The 24,520-nt window shown below is 60.2% G+C and carries 19 protein-coding genes; 9 read left to right on the top strand and 10 right to left on the bottom strand.

The genetic code is table 11. The annotated features are described in order from the left end of the window. Positions 1-14: 14 nt before the first annotated feature. The gene (locus GT756_RS04175) at positions 15-1,316 is read right to left on the bottom strand and encodes an MFS transporter (RefSeq protein ID WP_004886240.1); all 1,302 of its coding nucleotides are present in this window, start codon (positions 1,314-1,316) and stop codon (positions 15-17) included. A 301-nt stretch (positions 1,317-1,617) separates the two neighbouring features. On the opposite strand from GT756_RS04175, the gene GT756_RS04170 reads away from it, so the two are divergent. Beyond that, positions 1,618-2,691: a LacI family DNA-binding transcriptional regulator gene (locus GT756_RS04170; RefSeq protein ID WP_004886244.1), complete on the top strand. Its 1,074-nt coding sequence runs from the start codon at positions 1,618-1,620 to the stop codon at positions 2,689-2,691. Here the strand turns inward: GT756_RS04170 and GT756_RS04165 are convergent. The 6 genes from GT756_RS04165 to moeA all read right to left on the bottom strand — a co-directional run bounded on the left by GT756_RS04165 (position 2,688) and on the right by moeA (position 10,572). Beyond that, positions 2,688-3,953 (bottom strand): DUF1479 domain-containing protein, encoded by a 1,266-nt coding sequence (locus GT756_RS04165; RefSeq protein WP_017900150.1) that lies wholly within the window; start codon positions 3,951-3,953, stop codon positions 2,688-2,690. The genes GT756_RS04170 and GT756_RS04165 overlap by 4 nt on opposite strands. A gap of 140 nt (positions 3,954-4,093) precedes the next feature. Continuing rightward, positions 4,094-4,909: a Cof-type HAD-IIB family hydrolase gene (locus tag GT756_RS04160; protein WP_049092576.1), complete on the bottom strand. Its 816-nt coding sequence runs from the start codon at positions 4,907-4,909 to the stop codon at positions 4,094-4,096. A 179-nt stretch (positions 4,910-5,088) separates the two neighbouring features. Next, entirely contained in the window at positions 5,089-7,521 is a 2,433-nt protein-coding gene (locus GT756_RS04155) for a formate C-acetyltransferase/glycerol dehydratase family glycyl radical enzyme (protein WP_004886253.1), read from the bottom strand. A 4-nt stretch (positions 7,522-7,525) separates the two neighbouring features. Further along, entirely contained in the window at positions 7,526-8,425 is a 900-nt protein-coding gene (locus tag GT756_RS04150) for a glycyl-radical enzyme activating protein (RefSeq protein WP_160124565.1), read from the bottom strand. 156 nt (positions 8,426-8,581) lie between these two features. Further along, a complete protein-coding gene (gene moeB, locus GT756_RS04145; protein ID WP_032455761.1) occupies positions 8,582-9,337 on the bottom strand; it encodes a molybdopterin-synthase adenylyltransferase MoeB in 756 nt (251 codons plus the stop codon). Beyond that, complete coding sequence (moeA, locus tag GT756_RS04140; protein ID WP_017900147.1) at positions 9,337-10,572, bottom strand: molybdopterin molybdotransferase MoeA; 1,236 nt, start codon at positions 10,570-10,572, stop codon at positions 9,337-9,339. Before moeA ends, moeB begins: the two co-directional genes overlap by 1 nt. A gap of 235 nt (positions 10,573-10,807) precedes the next feature. Here moeA and iaaA point away from each other — a divergent pair, with 235 nt between their 5' ends. From iaaA to gsiD, 5 genes are all read left to right on the top strand, one after another. After that, positions 10,808-11,749, top strand: a complete 942-nt coding sequence (gene iaaA / locus GT756_RS04135) for a beta-aspartyl-peptidase (RefSeq protein ID WP_023320035.1) — start codon at positions 10,808-10,810, stop codon at positions 11,747-11,749. Between the two features lie 17 nt (positions 11,750-11,766). Further along, a complete protein-coding gene (gene gsiA, locus GT756_RS04130) occupies positions 11,767-13,626 on the top strand; it encodes a glutathione ABC transporter ATP-binding protein GsiA (RefSeq protein WP_017900145.1) in 1,860 nt (619 codons plus the stop codon). 32 nt (positions 13,627-13,658) lie between these two features. Next, a complete protein-coding gene (gsiB, locus tag GT756_RS04125) occupies positions 13,659-15,200 on the top strand; it encodes a glutathione ABC transporter substrate-binding protein GsiB (protein ID WP_160124564.1) in 1,542 nt (513 codons plus the stop codon). Between the two features lie 72 nt (positions 15,201-15,272). After that, positions 15,273-16,193 carry a glutathione ABC transporter permease GsiC gene (gene gsiC / locus GT756_RS04120; RefSeq protein WP_004886274.1) on the top strand — a complete coding sequence of 307 codons (921 nt, stop codon included), beginning with the start codon at positions 15,273-15,275 and terminating at the stop codon, positions 16,191-16,193. Between the two features lies 1 nt (position 16,194). Beyond that, positions 16,195-17,106, top strand: a complete 912-nt coding sequence (gsiD, locus tag GT756_RS04115) for a glutathione ABC transporter permease GsiD (protein WP_064189334.1) — start codon at positions 16,195-16,197, stop codon at positions 17,104-17,106. A 534-nt stretch (positions 17,107-17,640) separates the two neighbouring features. Here gsiD and rimO read toward each other — a convergent pair. Both rimO and GT756_RS04105 read right to left on the bottom strand, forming a co-directional pair. Continuing rightward, entirely contained in the window at positions 17,641-18,966 is a 1,326-nt protein-coding gene (rimO, locus tag GT756_RS04110; RefSeq protein WP_048294427.1) for a 30S ribosomal protein S12 methylthiotransferase RimO, read from the bottom strand. Positions 18,967-19,201: 235 nt separating this feature from the next. Further along, entirely contained in the window at positions 19,202-20,443 is a 1,242-nt protein-coding gene (locus tag GT756_RS04105) for an oligosaccharide MFS transporter (RefSeq protein WP_049116963.1), read from the bottom strand. A gap of 376 nt (positions 20,444-20,819) precedes the next feature. On the opposite strand from GT756_RS04105, the gene bssR reads away from it, so the two are divergent. After that, positions 20,820-21,203, top strand: coding sequence for a biofilm formation regulator BssR (gene bssR / locus GT756_RS04100; protein WP_004201285.1), 384 nt, complete (start codon positions 20,820-20,822; stop codon positions 21,201-21,203). A gap of 115 nt (positions 21,204-21,318) precedes the next feature. Next, the gene (locus tag GT756_RS04095; RefSeq protein ID WP_064150408.1) at positions 21,319-22,428 is read left to right on the top strand and encodes a PQQ-dependent sugar dehydrogenase; all 1,110 of its coding nucleotides are present in this window, start codon (positions 21,319-21,321) and stop codon (positions 22,426-22,428) included. A gap of 2 nt (positions 22,429-22,430) precedes the next feature. On the opposite strand, the gene GT756_RS04090 is transcribed toward GT756_RS04095, so the two are convergent. Further along, positions 22,431-23,057, bottom strand: a complete 627-nt coding sequence (locus tag GT756_RS04090) for a glutathione S-transferase family protein (protein ID WP_017900142.1) — start codon at positions 23,055-23,057, stop codon at positions 22,431-22,433. A 255-nt stretch (positions 23,058-23,312) separates the two neighbouring features. On the opposite strand from GT756_RS04090, the gene dacC reads away from it, so the two are divergent. Further along, positions 23,313-24,515: a serine-type D-Ala-D-Ala carboxypeptidase gene (gene dacC / locus GT756_RS04085; protein ID WP_004201290.1), complete on the top strand. Its 1,203-nt coding sequence runs from the start codon at positions 23,313-23,315 to the stop codon at positions 24,513-24,515. The last annotated feature ends 5 nt before the right edge of the window (positions 24,516-24,520 follow it).

Below are 24,520 nucleotides of genomic sequence, written 5' to 3'. Positions count from 1 at the left end.
TCTTACATCCACTCTCAGGCGCGTTTAGCGCGACGTTCAGCAATAAATGCCACCAGGAAAACGGCGCCAATCAGGTCAAAGAACCCCATGGCGATGAACAGCGGGTTGAAGCCAATTTTGTCGGCGGTCACCCCGATTAATAACGAAAACAGGAAGCTGGCGATCCACGCCGCGGATCCGCGCATACCGTTTACCGTCGCCATTTGTCCCTTGTCGAACGACTCCACCACCAGCGCGCTGAGCATGCAGGAGATGATCTGATGTCCGAAGCCGCCAATGGAGATCAGGACGATGGTGATATAGGGATCGCGAGTGATAGCGACGAGGGCCAGGGAGATCATCAGAAATGCGCCGGTCACCGAGCTGGCGATCACTGAGTTGACTCGCGTACAGCCGAACCAGCGAACGTACAGGCGGGTGAGGTAGCCGCTGACCACGCTGCCGAGGTCGGCGGCGAGGAAAGGCAGCCAGGCGAACATGGCGATCTGCTTGAGATCCATGCCGTGCTCTTTGGCCAGGTACAGCGGTACCCAGAAGCTCAGCACCGCCCAGGCGGGCTCGGCCATAAACGCGGGAATGGCGATCCCGTAGAAACGTTTATTCTTCGAGACGGTTTTGAGTGCGGTAAAGAAGGGCTGTTTCACCGGTGGCGCTTCGTTATCCTGCTTGATGTACTCCAGCTCGCTTTTGCTGAGGTTGGGGTGCTTTTCCGGGTTCTGATAGAAGGCCCACCACAGCACCACCCACAGCAGGGCCAGCGCGCCGGTAAACATAAACGCCCCCTGCCAGCCGAAGGAAGCGTGGGCGAAGTAGATGATCGGCGGGGCGAGCATTGCGCCGATAGAGAACCCGACGCCAGCCCAGCCGGCGGCGATTGGCCGTTCAGACTTCGGGAACCACTCGCCGATGGTCTTGGCGTTGGCCGGGGTGGCGGCCGCCTCGGCCCCGCCCATAAAGAAGCGCAATATCGCCAGGTGCAGCCAGCTGCCGGCCCCGGCGTGGGCGATACAGGCCAGCGCCCACAAGGTGGCGCAGATCATAAACCCGAGCTTCAGGCCGATGACGTCGATAAGCCAGCCACAGAGCGGCTGGAAAATCGTGTAAGCCAGCTGAAACGCGCCGACGATCCAGGAATATTGTTCGGTGGTAATGCCGAGCGTCGCTTTCAGTTCCGGGGCGATAATCCCCAGCGAGTTGCGTGTGATGTAGTTGACGGTGACGCCAAGTAAAAACAGGACCAGCACCCACCAGCGCAGGTTTTTTACCACCCGGCGCGTTTTGCTGACCGCGATATCATTGTTGAGGCCTTGACTCATAGCACACTCCACATGACGTTAGTAGGGGGAAAGTGACGACCTCAATCCTTGAGTGGCCACGTAGTGTTATTAACTATTTGAATAGTCTATTTTTTTTATCTCAACATCATTGGTATAACTAGTATGGGAGATGTTGGACCAATTCAGGCTAAGGGAGAAAAAACGGCGGGCAAAGTGCTATTTATGCAAGTTTTTTCATGAAATGACCGGGATCTCAAATTTTGCGCTGTCATTTGCTTACAGGGAGCGCTTTGGCGATTATGAAAATTCTTTCATTTTCCAATCGGAGCTGGATCACAAAATGGATAAAAAGCTGCGCGTCGCCGAAATCGCTGCCCGCACTGGGCTGTCGGCCAGTACCGTTTCGCGCGTCCTGGCCGGAAAGGCGAATACCAGCGACAAGGCGCGCCGGGCGGTGCTGGAGTGCGCCCGCGAGCTGGGGGTCATGCAGGGGCTGGCCGCCGGGCGTCTGCTGCTCAATAATCTGCTGGTGTTTGCCCCGCAGCGCGCCTTCGATGAGCGGTCGGATATCTTCTACTACCGGGTGATTCAGAGCATCAATAACGCGCTGGCGGCGCATGAAGTGCGCCTGCGCTACTGCGCGCTGGACGAAAACGACAGCGACGCCAATCTGTTTCTTGCCCGCATGAACGAAGCGGAAACCCAGGCCGCGGTGCTGCTGGGGATCGACGATCCGCATATTCATGGCCTGGCGGCGGATCTGGGTAAACCCTGCGTCTTGATCAACTGTCGGGATGAAGGGATGCGGTTGCCGTCCATTGCCCCCGATCATCGTTTGATTGGCCAGTGCGCCGCCCGCTATCTGTTTGATATGGGGCATCGGGTGGTGATGAACGTCATGTGTTTGCGCCGCTATACCATGGAGCTGCGGCTGGGGGGGATCGAGGAGGCGTGGCGCGCGCGCAATTTGCGCTTTACCGCCAGCCGGGATCTCATCAGCGTCGCCAACTTTAGCGCCAGAGAGACCGAAGAGCAGGTGGGGGCCTGGCTTGATGGCTTACAGGGCAGGCCGTTGCCCACCGCCTTCCTGGTGGGCGGCGATTTCATGGCCGCCGGCACGGTCAGCGCATTGCAAAAGCGCGGCCTGCGGGTGCCGCAGGATGTCTCGGTGATGAGCATCGACGGGTTTAATCTGGCGGCGATCCAGGAGGTGCCGCTGACCGCGGTGCATGTGCCGCGGGATGAACTGGGCAGCGAGGCGGTGCATCTCCTGCAGCAGCGCCTGCTGCGCCCGGAGGCGCCGCACGGTTCGCTGCTGCTGCACGGCACGCTGGTGGTGCGCGATTCGGTACGGCGGATCCGGCCGGGCAAAGGCCATACCGCCGTGGAGCCGCAGGGGCTGTATGACGATTAAACCGGGATACCCAGCGCCCGCTTGCCGTGGATGTTCAGATCTTCCAGAGTGAAGCGCCCCTGCCAGCTGGCCTCATAGTCCTCGCGCGGGAAATCCCCCGGCGAGGCCCCTTTTTCCAGAGCAATTTTCACTTTCTGCGCGTAGGCGAGGTTCTTTTCGCACATCGGCGCTGCCGGAATGTACATCACATTGCCCCAGCCCTGCTGATTTTCCACCGGCGCCACCGAGTGAATGACGTCGCAGTGCCACCAGACGGAATCGCCAGCGTTCAGCGCCGGAATCGAACTGAGGGCTTTGATCAGCAGCGGGTGCCACTGCTCAGAGATCGGCAGTACTCTGCCCGGCGCGACGCCGCACAGCTCATCTTCCGGCACATCGTCAAGCAGTGGGCGCAGCAGAACATAAGCCATCGCCTCGGGGATCGGCACCACGTGCAGTAGCCCCTGACCCGGGATCATGTCCGACAGCGCGGTCCAGCCCTGGAAAGTGCGGAACACTGAGCATTTGGTGGTGTTGTCGACGGTGTACTCTTCCACTTCCGTACGGTGCGCGGCGTCCCACGGATCGTAAGCGTCGACATGACCGTTAAACACGTTGGCGAAGACCTGCTGGTAGGCGGGGAGCAGCCAGCGCTCCAGCGCACCGGAATCGGTATGCGCGCCCAGCCCCTTCGAGGTGGTTCCCGGCGGACGGCGGCGAATGCGGTCAGGGTAAATGACGCTGACGTCCGGATCGAACCAGCGCTTGCCGTCCTGCTCAAAGCGCCACAGGCGGTTGAGGAAGGACTGCGCCGCGGCCATTTCATCGCTCTGGCGGGCCTGCATTTGCGAGGGCGACCAGTAGATGGGATAGATTTCCGGCCGCGAAGCCTCCAGCGTACCGAAGAAGCTGTCGCCTGGCCCTTTGTAGACCTCGTCGAAATGGTTCAGATCCAGATATTCCAGCATCGCGGTATCCCAGGCCAGCGCCTGTTCGCGCGGAAAGTGGCCTTTGATCACCGCGCAGCCCCGACGCTTAATGGCCGCGCGCTGGGCATCGCTCACGGTTCCCTCGGCGATATCGCGGAACGGAATGGTTGGCCAGACCTCCTGGCCTGCGGCTTTCAGCGTCTCAATTTCCTGCAGGCGCTCGCTGATGCGCGCTGAGAGCTTATCGAACACCGCCTGGACGTCGCCGATTTGCGCCCGCAGCGCCTGCTTCATCTGGCGAATCGCCGCTTTGTGGTCGGCGGGGAGTGTTTCGTGGGTCGGGAGAGCAGCCATAATAACCTCGCTGTATCTTTCATTCGAAAGTATTAAATCTTACAAACGTTAATTTAAGTTAAAATGGAGTTAATGCAAGTTTAAAATCTTGCTGCGGCGCACAAAATGGACAAGCCGGGGCGCGCAGCCCCGGAGAGAGGTCAATCGTTGAAGGGAGCGCTGTTATCGAGGACGGCCTGAATGACGTTCAGCGCGCCGTCATGGTTATTATCGTCGGTCGCGTATCCGGCGATAGCCTTAATGCTGTCGGCGGCGTTACCCATGGCGAAAGCGTATTTCACCAGCTTCAGCATTTCGGCGTCGTTGCCGCTGTCGCCGATGGCCACGCACTGCTGCGGCGACAGGTTCCAGCGCTTGAGCAGGCGGCTGATGCCGTTGGCTTTATGCAGGCCGGGAATAATCAGATCGACAAAGCCAAAGCCGCTGGTGACCGGCTTCATAATGCCCTCGAGCGACACGTGCAGTTTATCGATCAGCTGCGGGATCTCACTGTCCGGCAGGTTCAGAGAGAATTTGAACAGCGTATCGTCGATGGCGTGATAGTCGCTTACCCGCTGCAGACGGTGGTAGTGCTTTGACATCAGGTCGACGAAGGCATCCGGGGCGTTATCGCTGACGTAAGCGCTCTGCAGGCCGCAGGCAACGAAGTTTAGCTGCGGATCTTTGAGTAGTTCGCCAATCACCACCTGCGATTCGTGGCGGGTCAGTTCGCCGTGGAACAGCTGCTTACCATGCGCAAAGACCAGCGCGCCGTTTTCGGCGACGAACGAGATCTGCTCGCGGATCTCCGGGAAGAAGGAGATCAGCTGATAGTACTGGTTGCCGCTGGCGACAACGAATTCAATGCCGCGCTGCTGCAGCTGGGCGAATTGCGCCAGAAACCGTGCGCGATCGTAGGTTTTGGCGTCATTGAGAAAAGTTCCGTCCATATCGGTGACGATAACTTTAACGGTCATAAGGGGGTGCTCCTGGCTTAACTTCGACCAGTAACATTCTAATTACAATGTGATGGGGAGCACAAATTTATTTCGAATGAAAGTTCATGCATTCAGAAAATGCCGGGAGGCGGCGTTGCCTTTCCCGGCCTGCAGGACAGGGAAGGCCCGCTAAGCGTCGCGCCAGCGGGCCTGAGGGGTTAGAGCGTATGCTCGGTACGGGCGATGATATCGTCCTGGGTATCCGGCGACAGGGCGGTAAAGAACGCCGAGTACCCGGCGACGCGCACCACCAAATCGCGGTACTGGTCGGGGTGTTTCTTCGCCTCCAGCAGCGTGTCGCGCGAGACAATGTTGTACTGGATATGCCAGCCTTTATGCACCTCGAAGAAGGTGCGCAGCAGCACCATCAGCTTCTGCTTATCGGACTCGTTCTCCAGGGTGGACGGATTCAGCTTCTGGTTAAGCAGCACGCCGCCGAGGATCGCCCCGGTGGGCAGTTTACCCACCGAACTGATGACCGCCGTCGGCCCCAGATGGTCGGTTCCGGAGGCCGGGCTGGCCCCTTCCGCCAGCGGGGTGTGCGCTTTACGGCCATCCGGCGTCGCCATGGTCTGCGCGCCGAACGGCACGTTGGCGGAGATAGACGACGTGCCGGCGTAATAGTTGCCGCCGATCGGGCCGCGGCCATAGCGCGGGTTGTGATACTGCTTCAGCTCGTCGATATAGGTCTGGTAGGCCCGCGCCAGCAACGTGTCCACGCTGTCATCATCGTTACCGTACTTCGGCGCGCCGTTGATCAACCGCTGGCGCAGCTGCTCGTGGGTCAGGCCGTCGAAATCTTCCGCCAGCGCCTTCGCCAGCTCCTGCTGGCCGATAACGCCCTGATCGAAGACCAGCTTTTTCACCGCCGCCAGGCTGTTGCCGAGGTTGGCGATGCCCACCTGCAGACCGGACACCCAGTCATATTTCGCGCCGCCTTGCTTGATACTCTTCGCCCGTTCGATGCAGTCGTCCACCAGCGCCGAACAGAGAATATCGTGGACGTTCTCTTCCAGCATGGTATCGACCACGTACTCAATCTCAATCGACTTACGGGTGTAGTAGCGGATCTGGCGGTCCCAGTCGGCCAGCACCTCGTCGAAGTTAGCGAAGTTGCCTTTCGACAGGGCGTGCTCCTGCGGCAGAAACACCTGGCCGCTGGTGGCATCGCGGCCGCCTTCCAGCGTCGCCAGCATCACCCGCGCGAAGTTGATAAAGCTCATGCCGGTGCAGCGATAGCCCCATTTGCCGCCGACCGCGGTTTCGATACAGCCGATGGCCGCATAATCGTAGGCGTCCTGCGGCTCAATACCCAGCTTGATAAATTCCGGGATCACGATTTCGTCGTTATTAAACGCTGGCATACCGAAGCCGCAACGGATCACCTGGACGCAGGCGTCGAGGAAATCGTTGCTCATTCCGGCGTGGTAGCGCACGCTGAGGTTCGGCTGGGTGGAACGCAGACGACCGCAGGATTCCAGGATGGCATACGACAGCGGGTTGACCGCGTCCTGCGGCTGGCCATCCACCAGGTTCTGGCCGCCGATGGTGACGTTCTGATACAGCGGGCTGCCGGCCGAGGCCTTGGAGTGCGAGCCGGAGCGGATCTTGTTAACCTCCAGCAGCTTCAGCCAGCAGCTGTGCAGCAGCTCAATGGCCTGTTCGCGATCCAACGATTGCTGCAGCTCAACGTCGCGGCGGTAGTACGGATAGAGGTACTGGTCCATGCGGCCAAACGAGACCGAGTGGCCATTGGATTCAATCTGCAGGATCAGCTGAATGAAGTAGCACAGCTGCAGCGCCTGCCAGAAGGTCTTCGGCGGCTCATGGGCGATGATGTCGCAGTTTTCGGCAATCGTCAGCAGCTCCTCGCGGCGTGCGTCACGGGATTCTGCCGTCGCCATCTCGCGCGCCAGCGCGGCGAAGCGTTTGCTGTGGTCGCTGACCGCCGCCAGCACAATATCAATCGCTTTCAGGAATTGTTCGCCGTGCAGGTCTTCCAGCACCGTCAGATTGATGCGCGACCGGCGTTCGGCGACTTTTGCACGCAGGCCGTCCAGGCCTTTCTCCAGCAGCAGCGGGTAGTTGACCGCCAGGTGGGCGTCGCCGGAGGTCATATTGCCCTCTGCCTTAATAATGCCGGTGGCGAGCAGCGCTTTCTGCTCATCGGTAAACATGCCGTAGCAGCGGTCCTGTACGGTCTGGCCGCGCCACCACGGGCACACTTCATGCAGCACGCGCTTGTTCTCTTCGCTGACCGCGAAGCCGGCGCCGGGGCGGTCGGCAAGATCGTCGATCTCTTTCTCGATCCAGCTGACGGTGTATTCCGGGAAGATCGGCGCGGCGCGCACTTCGCTGGCCTGGTTGCCGACGATCAGCTCATCGTGCTTGATCCAGATGGTGCGCTCGGCAAGGTGATGCGCCAGCGCCAGGGCACGACGCACCGGGATTGGCTTATCAAGATGCTGCTGATACATCTCGGTGTAGTGGCGGGCGCGTTCGGTACAGACCGGTGGCTTGACAATATGCACCAGCGCCATTTTATGGGCCTGGATGCGGGCGCTGAGGGTGTTGAGTTTCAGAGTCGTCATAAGGTTATCCTCGTAAGATCGCCGTTAGCCCCTTGCTCCGCGCATAATCCTGCGCAAAGGCGAGCAGCTCGGGAGCATCCAGCGGTTTATCCGGTGCGGTGTAGGGCTGACTGAGTAACTGGTATTTATTCATTCCCAGCGTGTGGTAGGGCAGGAAATGGATTTCGCTGACCCGCAGGCGGTCGGCGGCAAAATCAGTGATGGCGGTGATGTCGGCTTCGCTGGCGTTGAATCCCTGGATTAACGGCACGCGAATGATCATGTTTTTCCCCGCCTGCGCCAGACGCTGCAGGTTGTCCAGCACCCGGCGGGCGCTACCATCGGTCCACTGCCGGAAAACGGCCTCGTCGACATGCTTCAGGTCGGCGAGAAACAGGTCGACGAAGGGTAAAGCCGGTTCAATGTATTTCCAGGGGACGTGCAGGCAGGTTTCCACAGCAGTATGGATCCCTGCCTGATGGCTGGCCTCGAACAGCGCCCGCGCCAGGTCCGGATTCATAAAGGGTTCGCCGCCGGAAAGGGTGATGCCGCCGCCACTGCGATCGTAAAAGGGTTTATCACGCAGCACCGTCGCCATGATCTCCTCGACGCTCTTCTCTTCGCCGCACACCGTGAGCGCGGTGGTGGGGCAGCAGTCGCGCAGCGCGGCGATATGGCTGTCGTTAACGTGTTGCCGGTGAATGATCAGGCCATCGAGGGTGCGGGTGATAACCGCCGGCGCCGCCGGCTGGCACAGCTCGCAGCCGGCAAGGCACAGGCGCGGGTCATACAGCAGGTCTTCGCTGCGGGCGCGGCTCTCCGGATTCTGGCACCAGCGGCAGCCCAGCGAGCAGCCTTTCAGGAAGACGACGGTGCGGATCCCTGGGCCGTCATGGGTGGAATAGCGCTGGATATTGAAGATCATGGCTTACCCTCTAGTTTGCGTATGAATATAAAAACACCTTCGAATGAAAGTTATATTGATGCAAATCAACAAGCGGGATGGAGATAATCGCCAGGGGATAGAATAACGGCAGAGGTCACAACCTCACCGGCGACGATCCTCGCCGGTGGTTGAACGTTAGCGCGTACCGCATACCTCGCACTGCGGGTGGCGCATCAGCTTCATTTCACGAAACTGGCAGGTCATGGCGTCGTACATCACGATTTTTCCGCTGGCGGGCGTGCCGTAGCCGGTCAGCAGCTTAATGGCCTCCATCGCCTGCAGGGAACCGATAGTGCCCACCAGCGGGGCCATCACGCCGGCTTCGACGCAGGTGAGGGCATTTTCGCCAAACAGGCGGCTCAGGCAGCGGTAGCAGGGTTCGCCCTGCTGATAGGTGAAGACGCTGATCTGCCCCTCCATGCGGATCGCCGCCCCGGAAACCAGCGGGGTTTGGTGGCGGAAGCAGCCGGCGTTGAGCTGGTTACGGATGGCGACGTTGTCGGTGCAGTCGAGCACCAGATCGTGCCCGGCAATCTGCGCCGCCAGCGCCGGTTCATCCAGTAAGGCATTGAGCGGCACCAGATGAACGTGCGGATTAATGCGCGCCAGCGCCTCGCGGGCGGAATCCACCTTAGGCTGGCCGAGGGTGGCATCGCTGTGCAGCGTCTGGCGCTGCAGATTGGAGAGCGAGACGGTGTCGAAATCGAGCAGGGTGAGCTGCCCCACCCCGGCGGCGGCCAGATACTGCGCGGCGGCGCAGCCAAGCCCGCCGAGGCCGACCACCAGCACCCGAGCGGCCTTTAGCCGCTCCTGGCCGTCAAAATCAAAACCGCGCAAAACAATCTGCCGGTTATAGCGCAGCATCTCTTCATCGCTCAGCTCCACGGCCATTACAGCCCCCCAAACAGATGGCTGAACGGTTCGACCTCGACCCATTCGCCCGCTTCAACGTGGCCGCGCTCGCGCTCCAGCACGATAAAGCAGTTGCCGAGGCTGAAGGAACTAAATATGTGCGAGCCCTGATGGCCGGTGGTGGTCACCACCAGCTCGCCGTCCGGGTTGCGCTGCAGAATACCGCGTTGAAAATCGAGGCGGCCCGGCGACTTTTTCAGTCGTGTGGCGGCGCGTACCCGCAGGCGAGTTGCCTGAAGCGGGCCGTACTTGCCCGAGAGCTTCGCCAGCAGCGGCTGCACCAGCTGACAGAAGGTGACGGTGGCGGAAACCGGGTTGCCCGGCAGGCCGCAGAACCAGCTGCTGCTGAGCTTGCCGAAGGCGAAGGGTTTGCCCGGCTTGATCGCCAGCTTCCAGAAGCCGATCTCCCCCAGCTCTTCAAGAATGGTTTTGGTGTAGTCGGCTTCGCCCACCGAGACGCCCCCGGAGCTGATGACCACGTCGGCCTGCTGGTCGGCGGCGATAAAGGCCTCACGCAGTTGCGCCGGATCGTCAGGAATAATGCCGAGGTTAATGACCTCGCAGCCCAGCTGTTCGAGCATCAGATGCACCGCCAGGCGGTTGGTATCGTAAATCTGGCCGTCGCCGAGCGGTTGACCCGGCAGCTGCAGCTCATCGCCGGTCGAGAAGACCGCGACGCGAACCTTGCGCACCACCTCGACGTCGGCAATGCCCAGCGAGGCCAGCACCGGCAGCTCGGCTACCGTCAGCGGCGTTCCCGCCGGGAAGACCACCGCGCCATGGGCGATATCTTCTCCGCGGCGGCGAATATGCTGCCCGGCTTTCACCGGCGCGGTAAAGCGCACGCCGGCGTCGGTCTGTTCAGTCTCTTCCTGCATGACTACCGCGTCGCAGCCTGCAGGCACCGGCGCGCCGGTCATAATGCGGATACAGGTGCCGGTGGGCCAGGCGTCGTGAAACGGCTGGCCGGCGAAGGCCTTCCCGGCGACCGGCAGGGCCGCGCCGTCGCGAAGGTCGCTCAACCGGACGGCATAGCCATCCATCGCCGCGTTATCAAAGCCGGGGACATCCAGCGGGGAGATAATGTCATGGGCGGTAACGCGCGCGAAGGCCTGCAACAGCGGTACAGTTTCCGTGGCGCTCAGCGGCGTAATACGATCGAGCATCTGGGTGAGGGCTGTGTCGAGCGGCATCAGTCCGGCGGTAAAATCCATGGGTCACTCCTGCGGGCAAAACGGCGAAAACGCCTATTATGGCAGAAAAGCGGCGCGGGCTGTATGCCACCTGGGTACGAGGCTTTACATCGCCCGCCGCTCTTTCTATATTCAAAAATTGTATAAGACATTCAGCAATATAATGATATCAATACCCTTATTCCTGACGTGACCGGCGCCGCGACGCGCTACGACAGGGCGGGGGCTATCCACTTCATCGTTAAGGACTGGCGAAATGGGCAAGGCGGTTATAGCAATTCACGGCGGCGCAGGGGCGATTTCTCGCGCGCAGATGACGCCGGAGCGGGAGCGGGAGTACGTGGCGGCGCTGTCGGCTATCGTCGAAAGCGGACAGAAAATGTTGGCTGCGGGCGCCAGTGCGCTGGATGCCGTGACCGAGGCCGTCCGTCTGCTGGAGGAGTGTCCGCTGTTTAACGCCGGGATCGGCTCGGTATTTACCCACGATCAAACCCACGAACTGGACGCCTGCGTGATGGACGGCTACAGCCTGCAGGCGGGGGCGGTGGCCGGGGTCAAACATTTACGTAATCCGGTGCTGGCGGCGCGTCTGGTGCTGGAGAAGAGCCCGCACGTGCTGCTGATCGGCGAGGGGGCGGAAAATTTCGCCTTCTCCCACGGAATGGCGCGCGTCGATAACGATCTCTTTTCCACCCCCGAGCGCCTGCTGCAGCTGCAGGAGGCGAAAGCGGGTGGGGAGATCATCCTTGACCACCATGCCGCTCCGCTCGACGAACGCCAGAAAATGGGCACCGTCGGGGCGGTGGCGCTCGATCTGGCCGGCAATCTGGCGGCGGCGACCTCCACCGGCGGCATGACCAACAAACTGCCCGGACGCGTTGGCGACAGCCCGCTGCCGGGCGCGGGGTGCTACGCCAACAACGCCAGCGTGGCGGTCTCCTGCACCGGCACCGGCGAAGTCTTTATGCGTACTCTGGCGGCCTACGATATCGCCGCCCTGATGGAGTACGGTCAGCTCAGTCTCTATTCTGCCTGCGAGCGGGTGGTGATGGAGAAGCTGCCGGCCCTCGGCGGCAGCGGCGGACTGATTGCCGTCGATCGCGAAGGCAACGTCGTTTTACCGTTTAACAGCGAAGGCATGTACCGCGCCTGGTGCTATGCCGGCGATACGCCGACCATTGGCATTTATCGCGAATAGAACAAGGGAGAGGGAGAGTGCCGCAAACTCACGAAACGGATACCTGCGAAGTACTGGTGGTGCGCAACCTGAACGTGGCGTTTCGCCAGCAGGATGCGCCAGAGGTGCAGGCCGTGCGTCAGCTTTCCTTCAGCCTTCGCCGCGGCGAGACGCTGGCGATTGTCGGGGAGTCTGGTTCGGGAAAATCGGTCACCGCTCTGGCGCTGATGCGTCTGCTTGACGCCGCCAGCAGCGAGGTGAGCAGCGAGGGGCTGTGGCTGCGACGGCGCAACCGGCAGGTGATCGCGCTCAATGAGCAATCGGAGGCCGAAATGCGCCGGGTACGCGGCGCGGACCTGGCGATGATATTTCAGGAGCCGATGACTTCGCTGAACCCGGTGTTCACCATCGGCGAGCAGATCGCCGAATCCCTGCGTCTGCACCAGGGGCTGGGGCGCGAAGAGGCGCTGCGCGCGGCAAAAAAGATGCTCGACCAGGTGCGTATTCCCCAGGCGGAAGAGATGCTCTCACGCTATCCGCACCAGCTCTCCGGCGGCATGCGCCAGCGGGTGATGATCGCCATGGCGCTCTCCTGTCGGCCGGCGGTGCTGATTGCCGACGAGCCGACCACGGCGCTGGATGTCACTATTCAGGCGCAAATTTTGCAACTTATCGCCGTCCTGCAAAAGGAGATGGCGATGGGGGTAATCTTTATCACCCATGACATGGGGGTGGTGGCCGATATCGCCGATCGGGTGCTGGTCATGTATCGCGGCGAGGCGGTGGAGACCGGCAGCGTCGAGGAGATTTTCCGTTCACCGCAGCACCCTTATACGCAGTCGCTGCTGGCGGCGGTCCCCCGGCTGGGGGAGATGCGCGGTCGGGATCTGCCGCGCCGCTTTCCGCTGCCGGGGCAGCCGCTGGCGGAGACAGAAACGCCAGACACGGTGGTGGCGGGGGAGCCGATTCTGCAGGTGCGCGATCTGGTGGCCCGTTTCCCGGTGCGCGGCGGGCTGCTCAATCGCGTGACGCGCGAAGTGCATGCGGTGGAGAAGGTGAGTTTTGATCTCTGGCCGGGAGAGACCCTCTCTCTGGTGGGGGAGTCCGGCTGCGGCAAGTCGACCACCGGCCGGGCGCTGCTGAGGCTGGTTGAGACCCAGGGCGGCACCATTACCTTCGACGGTCAGCGGATCGATACCCTCTCCGGCAGCAAGCTGCAGTCCCTGCGGCGCAATATTCAGTTTATTTTTCAGGATCCTTACGCCTCGCTCGATCCGCGCCAGACGGTCGGCGATTCGATTATGGAGCCGCTGCGGGTGCATGGCCTGCTGGACAGGGAGGCGGCGCGCGAGCGGGTCGCCTGGCTGCTGAAGCGCGTGGGGCTGCAGCCGGAGCATGCCTGGCGCTACCCCCACGCCTTTTCCGGCGGCCAGCGGCAGCGGATCTGCATTGCCCGCGCGCTGGCGCTGAATCCGAAGGTGGTGATTGCCGATGAGTCGGTGTCGGCCCTGGATGTCTCCATTCGTGCGCAGATTATCAATCTGATGCTCGACCTGCAGCGCGAGATGGGCATCGCGTTTCTGTTTATTTCCCATGATATGGCGGTGGTGGAGCGCATCAGCCACCGCGTGGCGGTGATGTATCGCGGCCGGATAGTCGAAATCGGCCCGCGCCGCGCAGTGTTTGAAAACCCGCAGCACCCCTATACCCGTAAGCTCATGGCTGCCGTACCGGTGGCCGACCCGGCCTACCGTCATCCGCAGCGGGTCCTGCTGTCTGATGACGTCCCGGGCAATATCTATAAGCGGGGCGAGGAGATCGCCAGCCCGCCATTGCAGCAAGTTGGGCCGGGCCACTTTGTCGCCCGCGACGCCGCCGACGTGCTGGGCAGAACATAACAACACATAACGCACCTTTTCAGGAGAACACGATGACACAACCTGTTTCACGCAAATGGTGGCTAGCGCTGAGTATCGCGGCGGCCCTGGCGAGCGCCCCCGCTTTTGCCGCCAAAGATGTGGTGGTGGCGGTCGGGTCTAACTTCACGACGCTCGACCCCTATGATGCTAACGATACTCTGTCGCAGGCGGTGGCGAAGTCCTTTTATCAAGGCCTGTTCGGCCTTGATAAAGAGATGAAGCTGCAAAATGTCCTTGCCGAGAGCTACACCGTGTCGCCGGATGGCCTGGTGTACACCATCAAGCTGCACAGCGGGGTGAAATTCCAGGATGGCACCGACTTTAACGCCGAGGCGGTCAAGGTTAACCTCGACCGCGCCAGCAACCCGGAAAACCATCTCAAGCGCTATAACCTGTATAAAAATATCGCCAGCACCGAGGCGGTTGATCCGACCACGGTGAAAATCACCCTCAAACAGCCGTTCTCGGCGTTTATTAATATTCTCGCCCATCCGGCGACGGCGATGATTTCGCCGACGGCGCTGAAAAAATATGGCAAGGATATCGGCTTCCACCCGGTGGGCACCGGGCCGTATAAGCTCGATACCTGGAACCAGACCGACTTCGTGAAGGTCAGCAAGTTCGATGGCTACTGGCAGCCGGGGCTGCCGAAGCTGGATTCCATTACCTGGCGACCGGTGGTCGATAACAATACCCGGGCGGCGATGCTGCAGACCGGCGAGGCGCAGTTTGCCTTCCCGATCCCCTACGAGCAGGCGCCGCTGCTGGCGAAAAACAGCAAACTGGAGCTGGTGGCCAGTCCGTCGATCATGCAGCGTTACATCAGCATGAACGTGACGCAGAAACCGTTCGATAATCCGAAGGTGCGCGAAGCGATCAACTACGCCATCAACCGCCAGGCGCTGGTCAAGGTGGCGTTTGCCGGCTATGCCACCCCGGCGACCGGCGTGGTGCCGCCATCGATTGCCTACGCTCAGAGCTACCCCGCGTGGCCTTACGATCCGGCGAAAGCGCGCCAGCTGCTAAAAGAGGCCGGCTACCCCAACGGGTTTAGCACTACGCTGTGGTCGTCACATAACCACAGCACCGCGCAGAAAGTGCTGCAGTTTACCCAGCAGCAGTTGGCGCAGGTGGGCATAAAGGCGCAGGTGACGGCGATGGACGCCGGTCAGCGGGCGGCGGAAGTGGAAGGTAAAGGGCAGAAAGAGAGCGGGGTACGGATGTTCTATACCGGCTGGTCCGCCTCCACTGGCGAAGCCGACTGGGCGCTGTCGCCTCTGTTTGCTTCCCAAAACTGGCCGCCGACCCTGTTCAACACCGCTTTTTACAGCAACCCGCAGGTGGATAGCGCGCTGAGCGAGGCGCTGAAAACCACCGATCCGCAAGAGAAAACCAAACTCTATAAAGCGGCGCAGGATATTATCTGGAAAGAGTCGCCGTGGGTGCCGCTGGTGGTGGAGAAACTGGTCTCCGCCCACAGCAAGAACCTCACCGGCTTCTATATCCAGCCGGACACCGGCTTCAGCTTCGAACAGGCAGATTTAACACCGTGAAGGTCGAGATGATGCCCTCCGGCGCTAGTGGGCGGAGGGCGGTTTTTCCGCGGGGCGGGTTGTGGAGGTACGATGCTCAACTATGTGATTAAGCGCCTGCTGGGGCTGATCCCCACCCTGCTAATCGTCGCGGTGCTGGTGTTTCTCTTCGTCCATATGCTGCCCGGCGACCCGGCGCGGCTGATTGCCGGACCAGAGGCCGATGCCCAGGTGGTGGCGATGGTGCGCCAGCAGCTGGGGCTTGACCAGCCGCTGCACGTCCAGTTCTGGCACTACATCACCAACGTGCTGCGCGGCGATTTTGGCATGTCCATGGCCTCGCGGCGTCCCGTTGCCAGTGAGATAGCCAGCCGCTTTATGCCCACCCTGTGGCTGACGCTGGCCAGCATGAGCTGGGCGGTGCTGTTTGGCATGGCGGCGGGGATCGCGGCGGCGGTGTGGCGCAATCGCTGGCCTGACCGTCTGGGAATGGCGCTGGCGGTGAGCGGTATTTCGTTTCCGGCCTTTGCCCTCGGCATGCTGCTGATGCAGGTGTTTTCGGTTGAGCTGGGCTGGCTGCCGACGGTGGGCGCCGACAGCTGGCGGCACTATATTTTGCCGTCGCTGACCCTCGGCGCGGCGGTGGCGGCGGTGATGGCGCGCTTTACCCGCGCGTCGTTCGTCGATGTGCTGCATGAAGACTATATGCGTACCGCCCGGGCGAAAGGGGTGAGCGAAACGCGGGTGGTGCTCAAGCATGGTCTGCGCAATGCGATGATCCCGGTGGTCACCATGATGGGGCTGCAGTTCGGTTTCCTGCTCGGCGGCTCGATCGTCGTGGAGAAGGTCTTCAACTGGCCCGGGCTGGGGCGACTGCTGGTCGATTCGGTAGAAATGCGCGATTACCCGGTGATTCAGGCGGAAGTGCTGCTCTTTTCGCTGGAGTTTATTCTTATCAATTTAGTGGTGGATGTGCTGTACGCGGCCATAAACCCGGCTATCAGGTATAAGTAAGGTGCGATTGCTTAACTGGAGAAGGCAGGCGGCGCTGAACGCCATGCCGGGCATCAGGCCCGGCGAAATCCATACCCCCTGGCATGAGTTCTGGCGGCGCTTTCGGCGTCAGCCGGTGGCCATGGGCGCCGGTATTTTCGTGCTGTTGCTGATTGCGGTGGCCATCGTCGCCCCATGGATAGCGCCGTACGATGCGGAAAATTATTTCGACTACGACCGGCTTAACGAGGGGCCTTCGCTGGTGCACTGGTTCGGTGTCGACTCTTTGGGGCGCGATATTTTCAGCCGGGTGCTGGTGGGGGCGCAGATCTCGCTGGCCGCCGGGGTGCTGGCGGTGCTGATTGGCGCGGCCATCGGCACGGTGCTTGGGCTGCTGGCCGGCTACTATGAGGGCTGGTGGGACCGGCTGATTATGCGTCTGTGCGACGTGCTGTTCGCCTTTCCGGGGATCCTGCTGGCGATCGCGGTGGTCGCCGTCATGGGCAGCGGGATGGCCAACGTGATTATCGCCGTGGCGATCTTCTCGGTCCCGGCTTTCGCCCGGCTGGTGCGGGGCAACACCCTGGTATTAAAGCAGCAGACCTTTATTGAATCGGCGCGCAGCATTGGCGCCAGCGATGCCACCATCCTCTTCCACCACATCCTGCCGGGGACGGTGTCGTCGATCGTGGTTTATTTCACCATGCGCATTGGGGTATCGATTATTTCGGCGGCCAGTCTGTCGTTTCTCGGTCTCGGCGCGCAGCCGCCCACGCCGGAGTGGGGCGCGATGCTCAACGAGGCGCGGGCGGATATGGTGATGTCCCCGCACGTGGCGCTGTTTCCGGCGGTGGCGATTTTCGTGACCGTGCTGGCGTTTAATCTGCTGGGGGATGGCCTGCGCGATGCGCTGGATCCGAAGTTAAAGGGGTAGGGTGAGGGAAAGCACCGCCGTGCGGTGCTTTATATTATTTGTGGCTTCAGCGCACATTGCGCTCCCGGTTAATTTTCTGCGTTATGTCTGGCTTGGCGCAGGGAGCGCACAGGGGGCGGCCAGTCGCCGCCGCCCCTGTACCCCGGGCTCCGGCCAGCAACATCGCCACTGCGTGGTGCCTTCGACTTATCCCTGCAGGCTGCGGGTCGGGCCGAGGCAGCGTCCGTGCAAAACACGGCCCTCAGCCCGCATCCATGTTGGCTGCCCCGGCCTTCCGGGAACGTCTCAGCGATGTTGAGGCCGCCAGCCCCGGCAGTTTCAGCAACAATGGTGAATAAATTAACGACAGGTCGTACGAACGTAGGCCGGGTAAGCGTAGCGCCACCCGGCAAAATAACGGCGCAACAGGGTTGCCTGGAAGGTCATCAACGCTTGCCCGGCAGCGCTGCGCTTGCGCGGGCCTGGGGGGGGGGGAGCCTACGGGAGGACCCCGTAGGCCGGGGAATGCGCTAAGCCGCTATCCGGGAAGCTGGACTAGACCCGGGTTCCCCACAGGTCGTATTCGTCGGCGTGCTCGACTTTCACCCGCACCACGTCACCCGGCTTGACGCCGGTTTCGCCGTTCAGGTAGACCGCGCCGTCGATTTCCGGGGCGTCGGCCATGCTGCGGCCAATGGCGCCTTCTTCATCAACTTCATCCACCAGCACCAGGATTTCGCGACCCACTTTTTCCTGCAGACGCTCGGCAGAGATCTGCTGCTGCAGCTGCATAAAGCGGTTCCAGCGCTCCTCTTTCACCTCTTCCGGCACCTGGTCCGCCAGCTCATTGGCGGTGGCGCCTTCAACCGGGCTGTACTTGAAGCAGCCGACGCGGTCGAGACGCGCCTCTTTCAGGAAGTCGAGCAGCATCTGGAAATCTTCTTCCGTTTCCCCCGGGAAGCCCACGATAAAGGTGGAGCGCAGGGTCAGATCAGGGCAGATTTCACGCCACTGCTTGATGCGCGCCAGCTGACGGTCCGCGGAACCTGGACGCTTCATCAGCTTCAGGATGCGCGGGCTGGCGTGCTGCAGCGGAATATCGAGGTACGGCAGAATTTTGCCTTCTGCCATCAGCGGGATCACATCGTCAACGTGCGGGTACGGGTAGACATAGTGCAGGCGCACCCAGATGCCGAGCTTCGCCAGCTCTTCGCACAGGCTGACCATGCTGGTCTTCACCGGCATACCGTTGTGGAAACCGGTGCGGTGCTTGACGTCGACGCCGTAGGCGGAGGTGTCCTGCGAAATCACCAGCAGCTCTTTCACGCCAGCGTCAGCGAGGCGTTTGGCTTCCGCCAGCACTTCGCCAATCGGACGGCTCACTAGGTCGCCGCGCATGGACGGAATAATGCAGAAGGTGCAGCGATGGTTGCAGCCTTCAGAAATTTTTAAGTAGGCGTAGTGGCGCGGCGTCAGCTTAACGCCCTGTTCCGGCACCAGGCTCAGGAACGGGTTGTGCTTCGGCTTTGGCGTATAGTGGTGGACGTGCTCCAGCACCTGCTCATAGCTGTGCGGACCGGTGATCTCCAGCACCTTCGGGTGCACTTCACGGATCTGATCCTCTTTTGCGCCGAGACAGCCGGTGACGATCACTTTGCCGTTCTCTTTCAACGCTTCGCCGATCGCTTCCAGCGATTCCTGCACAGCGCTGTCGATAAAGCCGCAGGTATTAACGATCACCATATCGGCGTTGTCGTAGGTAGGAACGACGTCATAACCTTCGGTACGCAGTTCGGTCAGGATACGCTCTGAGTCCACGAGGTTTTTCGGGCAGCCCAGGGAGACGAAGCCGATTTTCGGCTGGTGCGTGACATTGCTCATAGCTTAAAAAGTGTTCAATTATTGGAATGGTCAGGGCAGGAATTCTACAGATCTTTGCGAAAAAGAGTATAGCTCCGTCACGGTTAATGGTGAAAAAGCGCACCCAGCCCTGCCTTTCATGCCCCTGCCGCTAAAGCGGATCCCGCACGCCCCGGAGCAGAGGGGCGGGAAACGCTTCCGGCAAGCCGTGCGCGCAGGCGACGATTCACGCCCGGCGTTGCTGCCGGGCAGAGACTTATTGCGCCGGGGTGACGGCTCCGGAGGGGGCGGCGCCGGGCTTTTTCGGCTCGCGCTTATCCTGCAGCGTGAAGACAGAGATCAAAGTAAAGAGCCCGGCGATGCCGCCGAGGATCAGATAGGTGTCGGCGAAGCCAATGGTATCGTACAGATAGCCAGCCAGCGGGGAGTAAATGGCGGTGGCGATCGAGGCGACAAACAGCACCAGTAAATAGACTGTCGAAGAGAGCTTGTGGTCGAAGTTGGCGGCGATGAATTTAAAGACCGACACCAGAATTAACGGTTTCTCCAGGGCATGCATCATTTTTACTGCGCCAATCCACACCGGGCCAAGAGGCACCGCCGAACCAACAATACGTACCGACATGATCAGCCCGGCAATGATCAGCGCCCACTTGGCGCCGGTCCGGTTAACAAACCACGGCATCAGGCATAAGAACAGCGTTTCGCCGCACACCTGAATGGAGGCGAGGATCCCATACCAGCGGTTGCCTTCCTCCGGCGTCGGGAATTGTTGCGAGAAGTACTGGGCAAACTGCTGATCGTAGGTGTCATAAATCTGCGTGACGAACAGGGTAAAGAGCAGCAGCATCCAGAACTGACCATTCTTCGCCAGCTCGAGGGCATGGGAGACCTTCAGCGATTCGCTTCGCGCTACATCAGCGTCGGTTAATTCGATTTTGGTCAGCATAAAGCAGATGGCGGCGATGACGATGGCGAGGCTGGCGAGCCAGAAGGCCAGATTAGGATTGCTGTCGATATATTTACCCACAATCCAGGCCGCCGCTGCCCAGCCTAACGAGCCCCACATCCGCACCCGACCGTATTCGAACTGGTAGCGACGGGAAATCTTATCGATGTAAGAGTCGATCACCCCGCAGCCGGAGTTAAAGATGATCCCCAGATAGATCCCCCCCAGCAGCGCGCCGAACCAGAAATTGTGCACCAGCAGCGGCGCGTAAACATAGATAAAGAAGGGGCCCACCGGCAGGAGCAGGGCGACCAGCAGCCAGATAAGCCGTTTTTTCAGGCCGAACTTGTCGGAGATAAAGCCGAAGAAAGGTTGCATCAGCAGGGCGATAAAGGCGTTGACCGAGTAGAGCAGGCCGGTCTTCGTGGCGCTGATGCCAAGATGCTGGGTGGTCCAAATGACAAAGAAAGCCATGGTCGACGACCAGGCGAACAGGTAGAGGAAATCGAATAGACTCAACAGAAGGTAGTTTCTTTTACCGGGCGTCATGGTTCAGTTCCTTGCAAACGGGCAGAGAGATTATCAGCTAACCGCGGCCGCGGTCGCTGTTTTTATTAAATGTTATACGTATTACATTAATGATTTGTTATGGCATTCTGTCTTACGATCGTGCAATAGCGTCTGCGATATAATGTGATCGTTGCAGCACTATTTGGGCCACTTGTGGCGATGATGGCGATTTTGTTTCTTTGCGAAATTAAATGTGATCGTGTGACATTATTTTTGTTGTAGACCTGACAAAGCGGCAAGGTTGTCAAATTGTAAAGGGTGTTAAAGTCTTGGGAATAATTGACCTGGCGCATCATTTTGTACAAAAAATAACCGTATTATGGATAGGGTAAAGGACGACAGAGGAGGAACCGTGATGACCGTTGACAGACTATACCGCCACCTTTTGCAGAAGCTCATTAACGCCAATATCGATATTGACGCCTATCTGCAGCTGCGGAAGGCCAAAGGCTACATGTCAGTCAGCGAAAATGACCATCTGCGTGAAAATTTGTTTGAGCTTTGCCGTGAAATGCGTGCCCAGGCGCCGCGCCTGCAGCATGTCATTTCACCGGAGGAAAAGGATGCCCTTCGTTTGGCCGGCGAGTCCGTCGCCGCCGCTGCAGTATGCCTGATGAGCGGGCATCATGATTGTCCGCTGTACATCGCTGTTAACGTAGAGAAGCTAGAACGCTGTCTGACAGGATTGACTTCAAATATTCATAAATTGAATAAATTGTCGCCAATTCCTCATGCCTGATCGGCTGAAACCCAGGGGAAGTGGATGCTTCCCCTGTTAAAGGTTATGTAAAAATCCCCGCGCAAATTTCCCCGCTGGCTACCCTTTAGCGCAGAGCTGACGAAAGGAAAATGCCATGCGTCCGATCCCGCTGCTGTTGCTATTGAGCGCCCTGTCGCTGCCGGCCCTGAGCCAGGCCGCGGCGCGGGTGGAGGTATTGCAGAACCGGCTGGCCCATCCGTGGAGCCTGGCATTTCTCCCCGGCGACCAGGGCATGTTGATTACCCTGCGTGGCGGCGAGCTCAAGCGCTGGCAGCCGGGTAAAGGCCTGTCGGCGCCGATAGCCGGCGTGCCGCAGGTGTGGGCCAACGGCCAGGGGGGCTTACTGGACGTGGCGCTGGCCCCGGATTTCGCGCAGTCGCGGCGGGTGTGGCTAAGCTATGCGGAAAGCGACGCCAGCGGCAAAGCGGGCACCGCGGTGGGCTACGGGCAGTTGAGCCAGGATGCCACTCAACTGACGAATTTCACCGTGGTGTTTCGCCAGCAGCCGAAACTCTCCGTCGGCAATCATTTTGGCGGCCGGCTGGTGTTTGACGGCAAAGGGCATCTCTTTGTTGGCCTCGGGGAGAACAATCAGCGTCCCACCGCTCAGGATCTCGACAAGCTGCAGGGAAAAGTGGTCCGCCTGACGGAGAACGGGGGTGTGCCGCCGGATAATCCCTTTGTTGGCCGGGCCGACGTGAGGCCGGAGATCTGGGCCTACGGCATCCGCAACCCACAGGGGATGGCGATAAATCCGTGGAGCGGGGCGCTGTGGCTGAACGAGCACGGCCCGCGCGGCGGGGATGAAATTAATATCCCGCAGGCGGGAAAAAACTACGGCTGGCCGCTGGCGACGCACGGCATTAACTACAGCGGCCTGCCCATTCCGGAGGCCAGGGGCAAAACGGTTCCGGGAACCGAGCCTCCCCTGTATGTCTGGCCGGTCTCGCCCGGGGTAAGCGGGATGGCCTTCTACGCGGCGCAGACCTTTCCCCAGTGGCAACATAAGCTGTTTATCGGCGCGCTGAAGGAGACGTCGCTGATTGTTCTGGCGGTGGACGGCAATCAGGTCCGCGAGGAGGGGCGCCTGCTGGAGGCGCGCGGGAAACGCATCCGCGACGTTCGCGTGGGACCCGACGGCTATCTGTATGTGTTAACCGACGAGTCTAACGGCGAGCTATTGCGGCTGAGTCCGGAGAAGTAGCGTCAGGTGACCGGGATCTGCACCACTTCGCGCCAGGCGGGACGCTGGCTAATCTGCTGATACCAGCGCTGCAGATGGGGCCGCGGTTGCCAGCTGTCGAGGATCGACAACAGGTTGTAGACGAAGGGGGCGACGGCAATATCGCCAAGGCCGAACTGCTCGCCAGAGAGCCACGGCATTTTGGCCAGTTCGTCATCCAGCATGGCGAATAGCGCTTCGCAGGCGCTGATCCCCGCGGCGATGGCCGCCGGGTCGCGTTGCTCCGGCGGCGTCCTCACCAGGCCCATTAACACCGGGCGATGGGCGGGAGAGAGGGTGCCGTTGGACCAGTCCATCCACTTTTCGCCTTGCGCGCGCTGCGCCGGCGCGGCCAGCCACAGACGGTCAACGCCATACTGGGCGGCAAGGTAGCGAATAATCGTATTTGATTCCCACAACACCACCCCGGTGGCATCGTCCTTTAACAGCGGCACCAGCCCGTTGGGGTTCATCGCCAGATATTCCGGGTCATGATTGAGACCAAACTCCAGCCCGGCGAGGATCTGCTCATACGGCAGATCCAGCTCCTCCAGCACCCAGCGCACTTTCTTCACGTTGGTCGAATTATTACGTCCCCACAGTGTAATCATTTTCGCTCCTGAGTTTGTTTCACTGCCGTTGCAGCGCGATCGGCGATCATGTTGGGATAAAGTTAATATTTAGGCAATCACGATCAAAAAAATTGTTCTGATTAAAGCACGGCGGCATGTTATTGCGTAAACTTTAAAAACTTTACCAACTCGCTGTTTCTTTAAGGTCATTTGTACGCTTTACTCACCGGTTGCTGCGGCGCGGTCAGAGTGGCGCGGCATATTTTGTTTGGAAAGGATACTTGGGTGGCTCTTATGATGCATGACGCTTTTTCCCTTCGCGGCCTCGCGGCAGGTTGCGCGCTGTTATTTCTTGTCGCACCTGCGGTGCAGGCTGCAGAACAACTCCCCGACGCCCCTTCGATTGACGCTCGCGCCTGGATCCTAATGGACTACGCCAGCGGGAAGGTGCTGAGCGAAGGCAATGCCGATGAAAAACTCGACCCGGCCAGTCTGACGAAGATCATGACCAGCTACGTGGTGGGGCAGGCGATAAAAGCGGGAAAAATTAAACTGACCGATATGGTGACCGTCGGGCGCGATGCCTGGGCGACCGGCAACCCGGCGCTGCGCGGCTCATCGGTGATGTTCCTCAAGCCCGGCATGCAGGTTTCCGTGGAAGATCTGAACAAAGGGGTCATCATTCAGTCCGGTAACGACGCCAGCATTGCCATTGCGGACTACGTGGCGGGCAGCCAGGACGCTTTCGTCAGCCTGATGAACGGCTACGCCAAAAAAATGGGGCTGACCAACACCACCTTTATGACCGTTCACGGCCTTGATGCGCCGGGGCAGTTCAGTACCGCTCGCGATATGGCCTTGTTGACCAAAGCGATGATCCACGATGTACCGGAAGAGTACGCGGTACATAAAGAGAAAGAGTTCACCTTTAATAAAATTCGTCAGCCAAACCGTAACCGTCTGCTGTGGAGCACCAACCTCAACGCCGATGGCGTGAAAACCGGGACCACCGCCGGGGCCGGCTATAACCTGGTTTCTTCGGCCACGCAGGGCGATATGCGTCTGATTGCCGTGGTGCTGGGGACCAAAACCGACCGCATTCGTTTTAACGAGTCAGAAAAACTGCTGACCTGGGGCTTCCGCTTCTATGAAACCGTGACGCCGATTAAACCGGATGCCACCTTCGTCACTCAGCGCGTGTGGTTTGGCGACAGCAGCGAAGCGAAACTGGGGGCTGGCGAAGCGGGCTCTATCACCCTGCCGAAGGGGCAGCTGAAAAACCTGAAAGCCAGCTACACCTTAAACCAGCCGCAGCTTACCGCGCCGCTGGAGAAGGGGCAGGTGGTCGGGACTATCGACTTTAAGCTGAATGATAAAACCATCGAGCAGCGCCCGCTGATCGTCATGGAGCCGGTGAAAGAAGGTGGCTTCTTCAGCCGAATGATCGACTTCGTACTGATGAAATTGCACGGCTGGTTCGGCAGCTGGTTCTCCTGATGTCA

The organism is Klebsiella sp. Q2 (assembly GCF_009900705.1).
Taxonomy (GTDB): Bacteria; Pseudomonadota; Gammaproteobacteria; order Enterobacterales; family Enterobacteriaceae; genus Klebsiella; species Klebsiella quasipneumoniae.
Note: the sequence above shows the minus strand (reverse complement) of the source record. Positions and strands in the feature narration are given on the sequence as shown.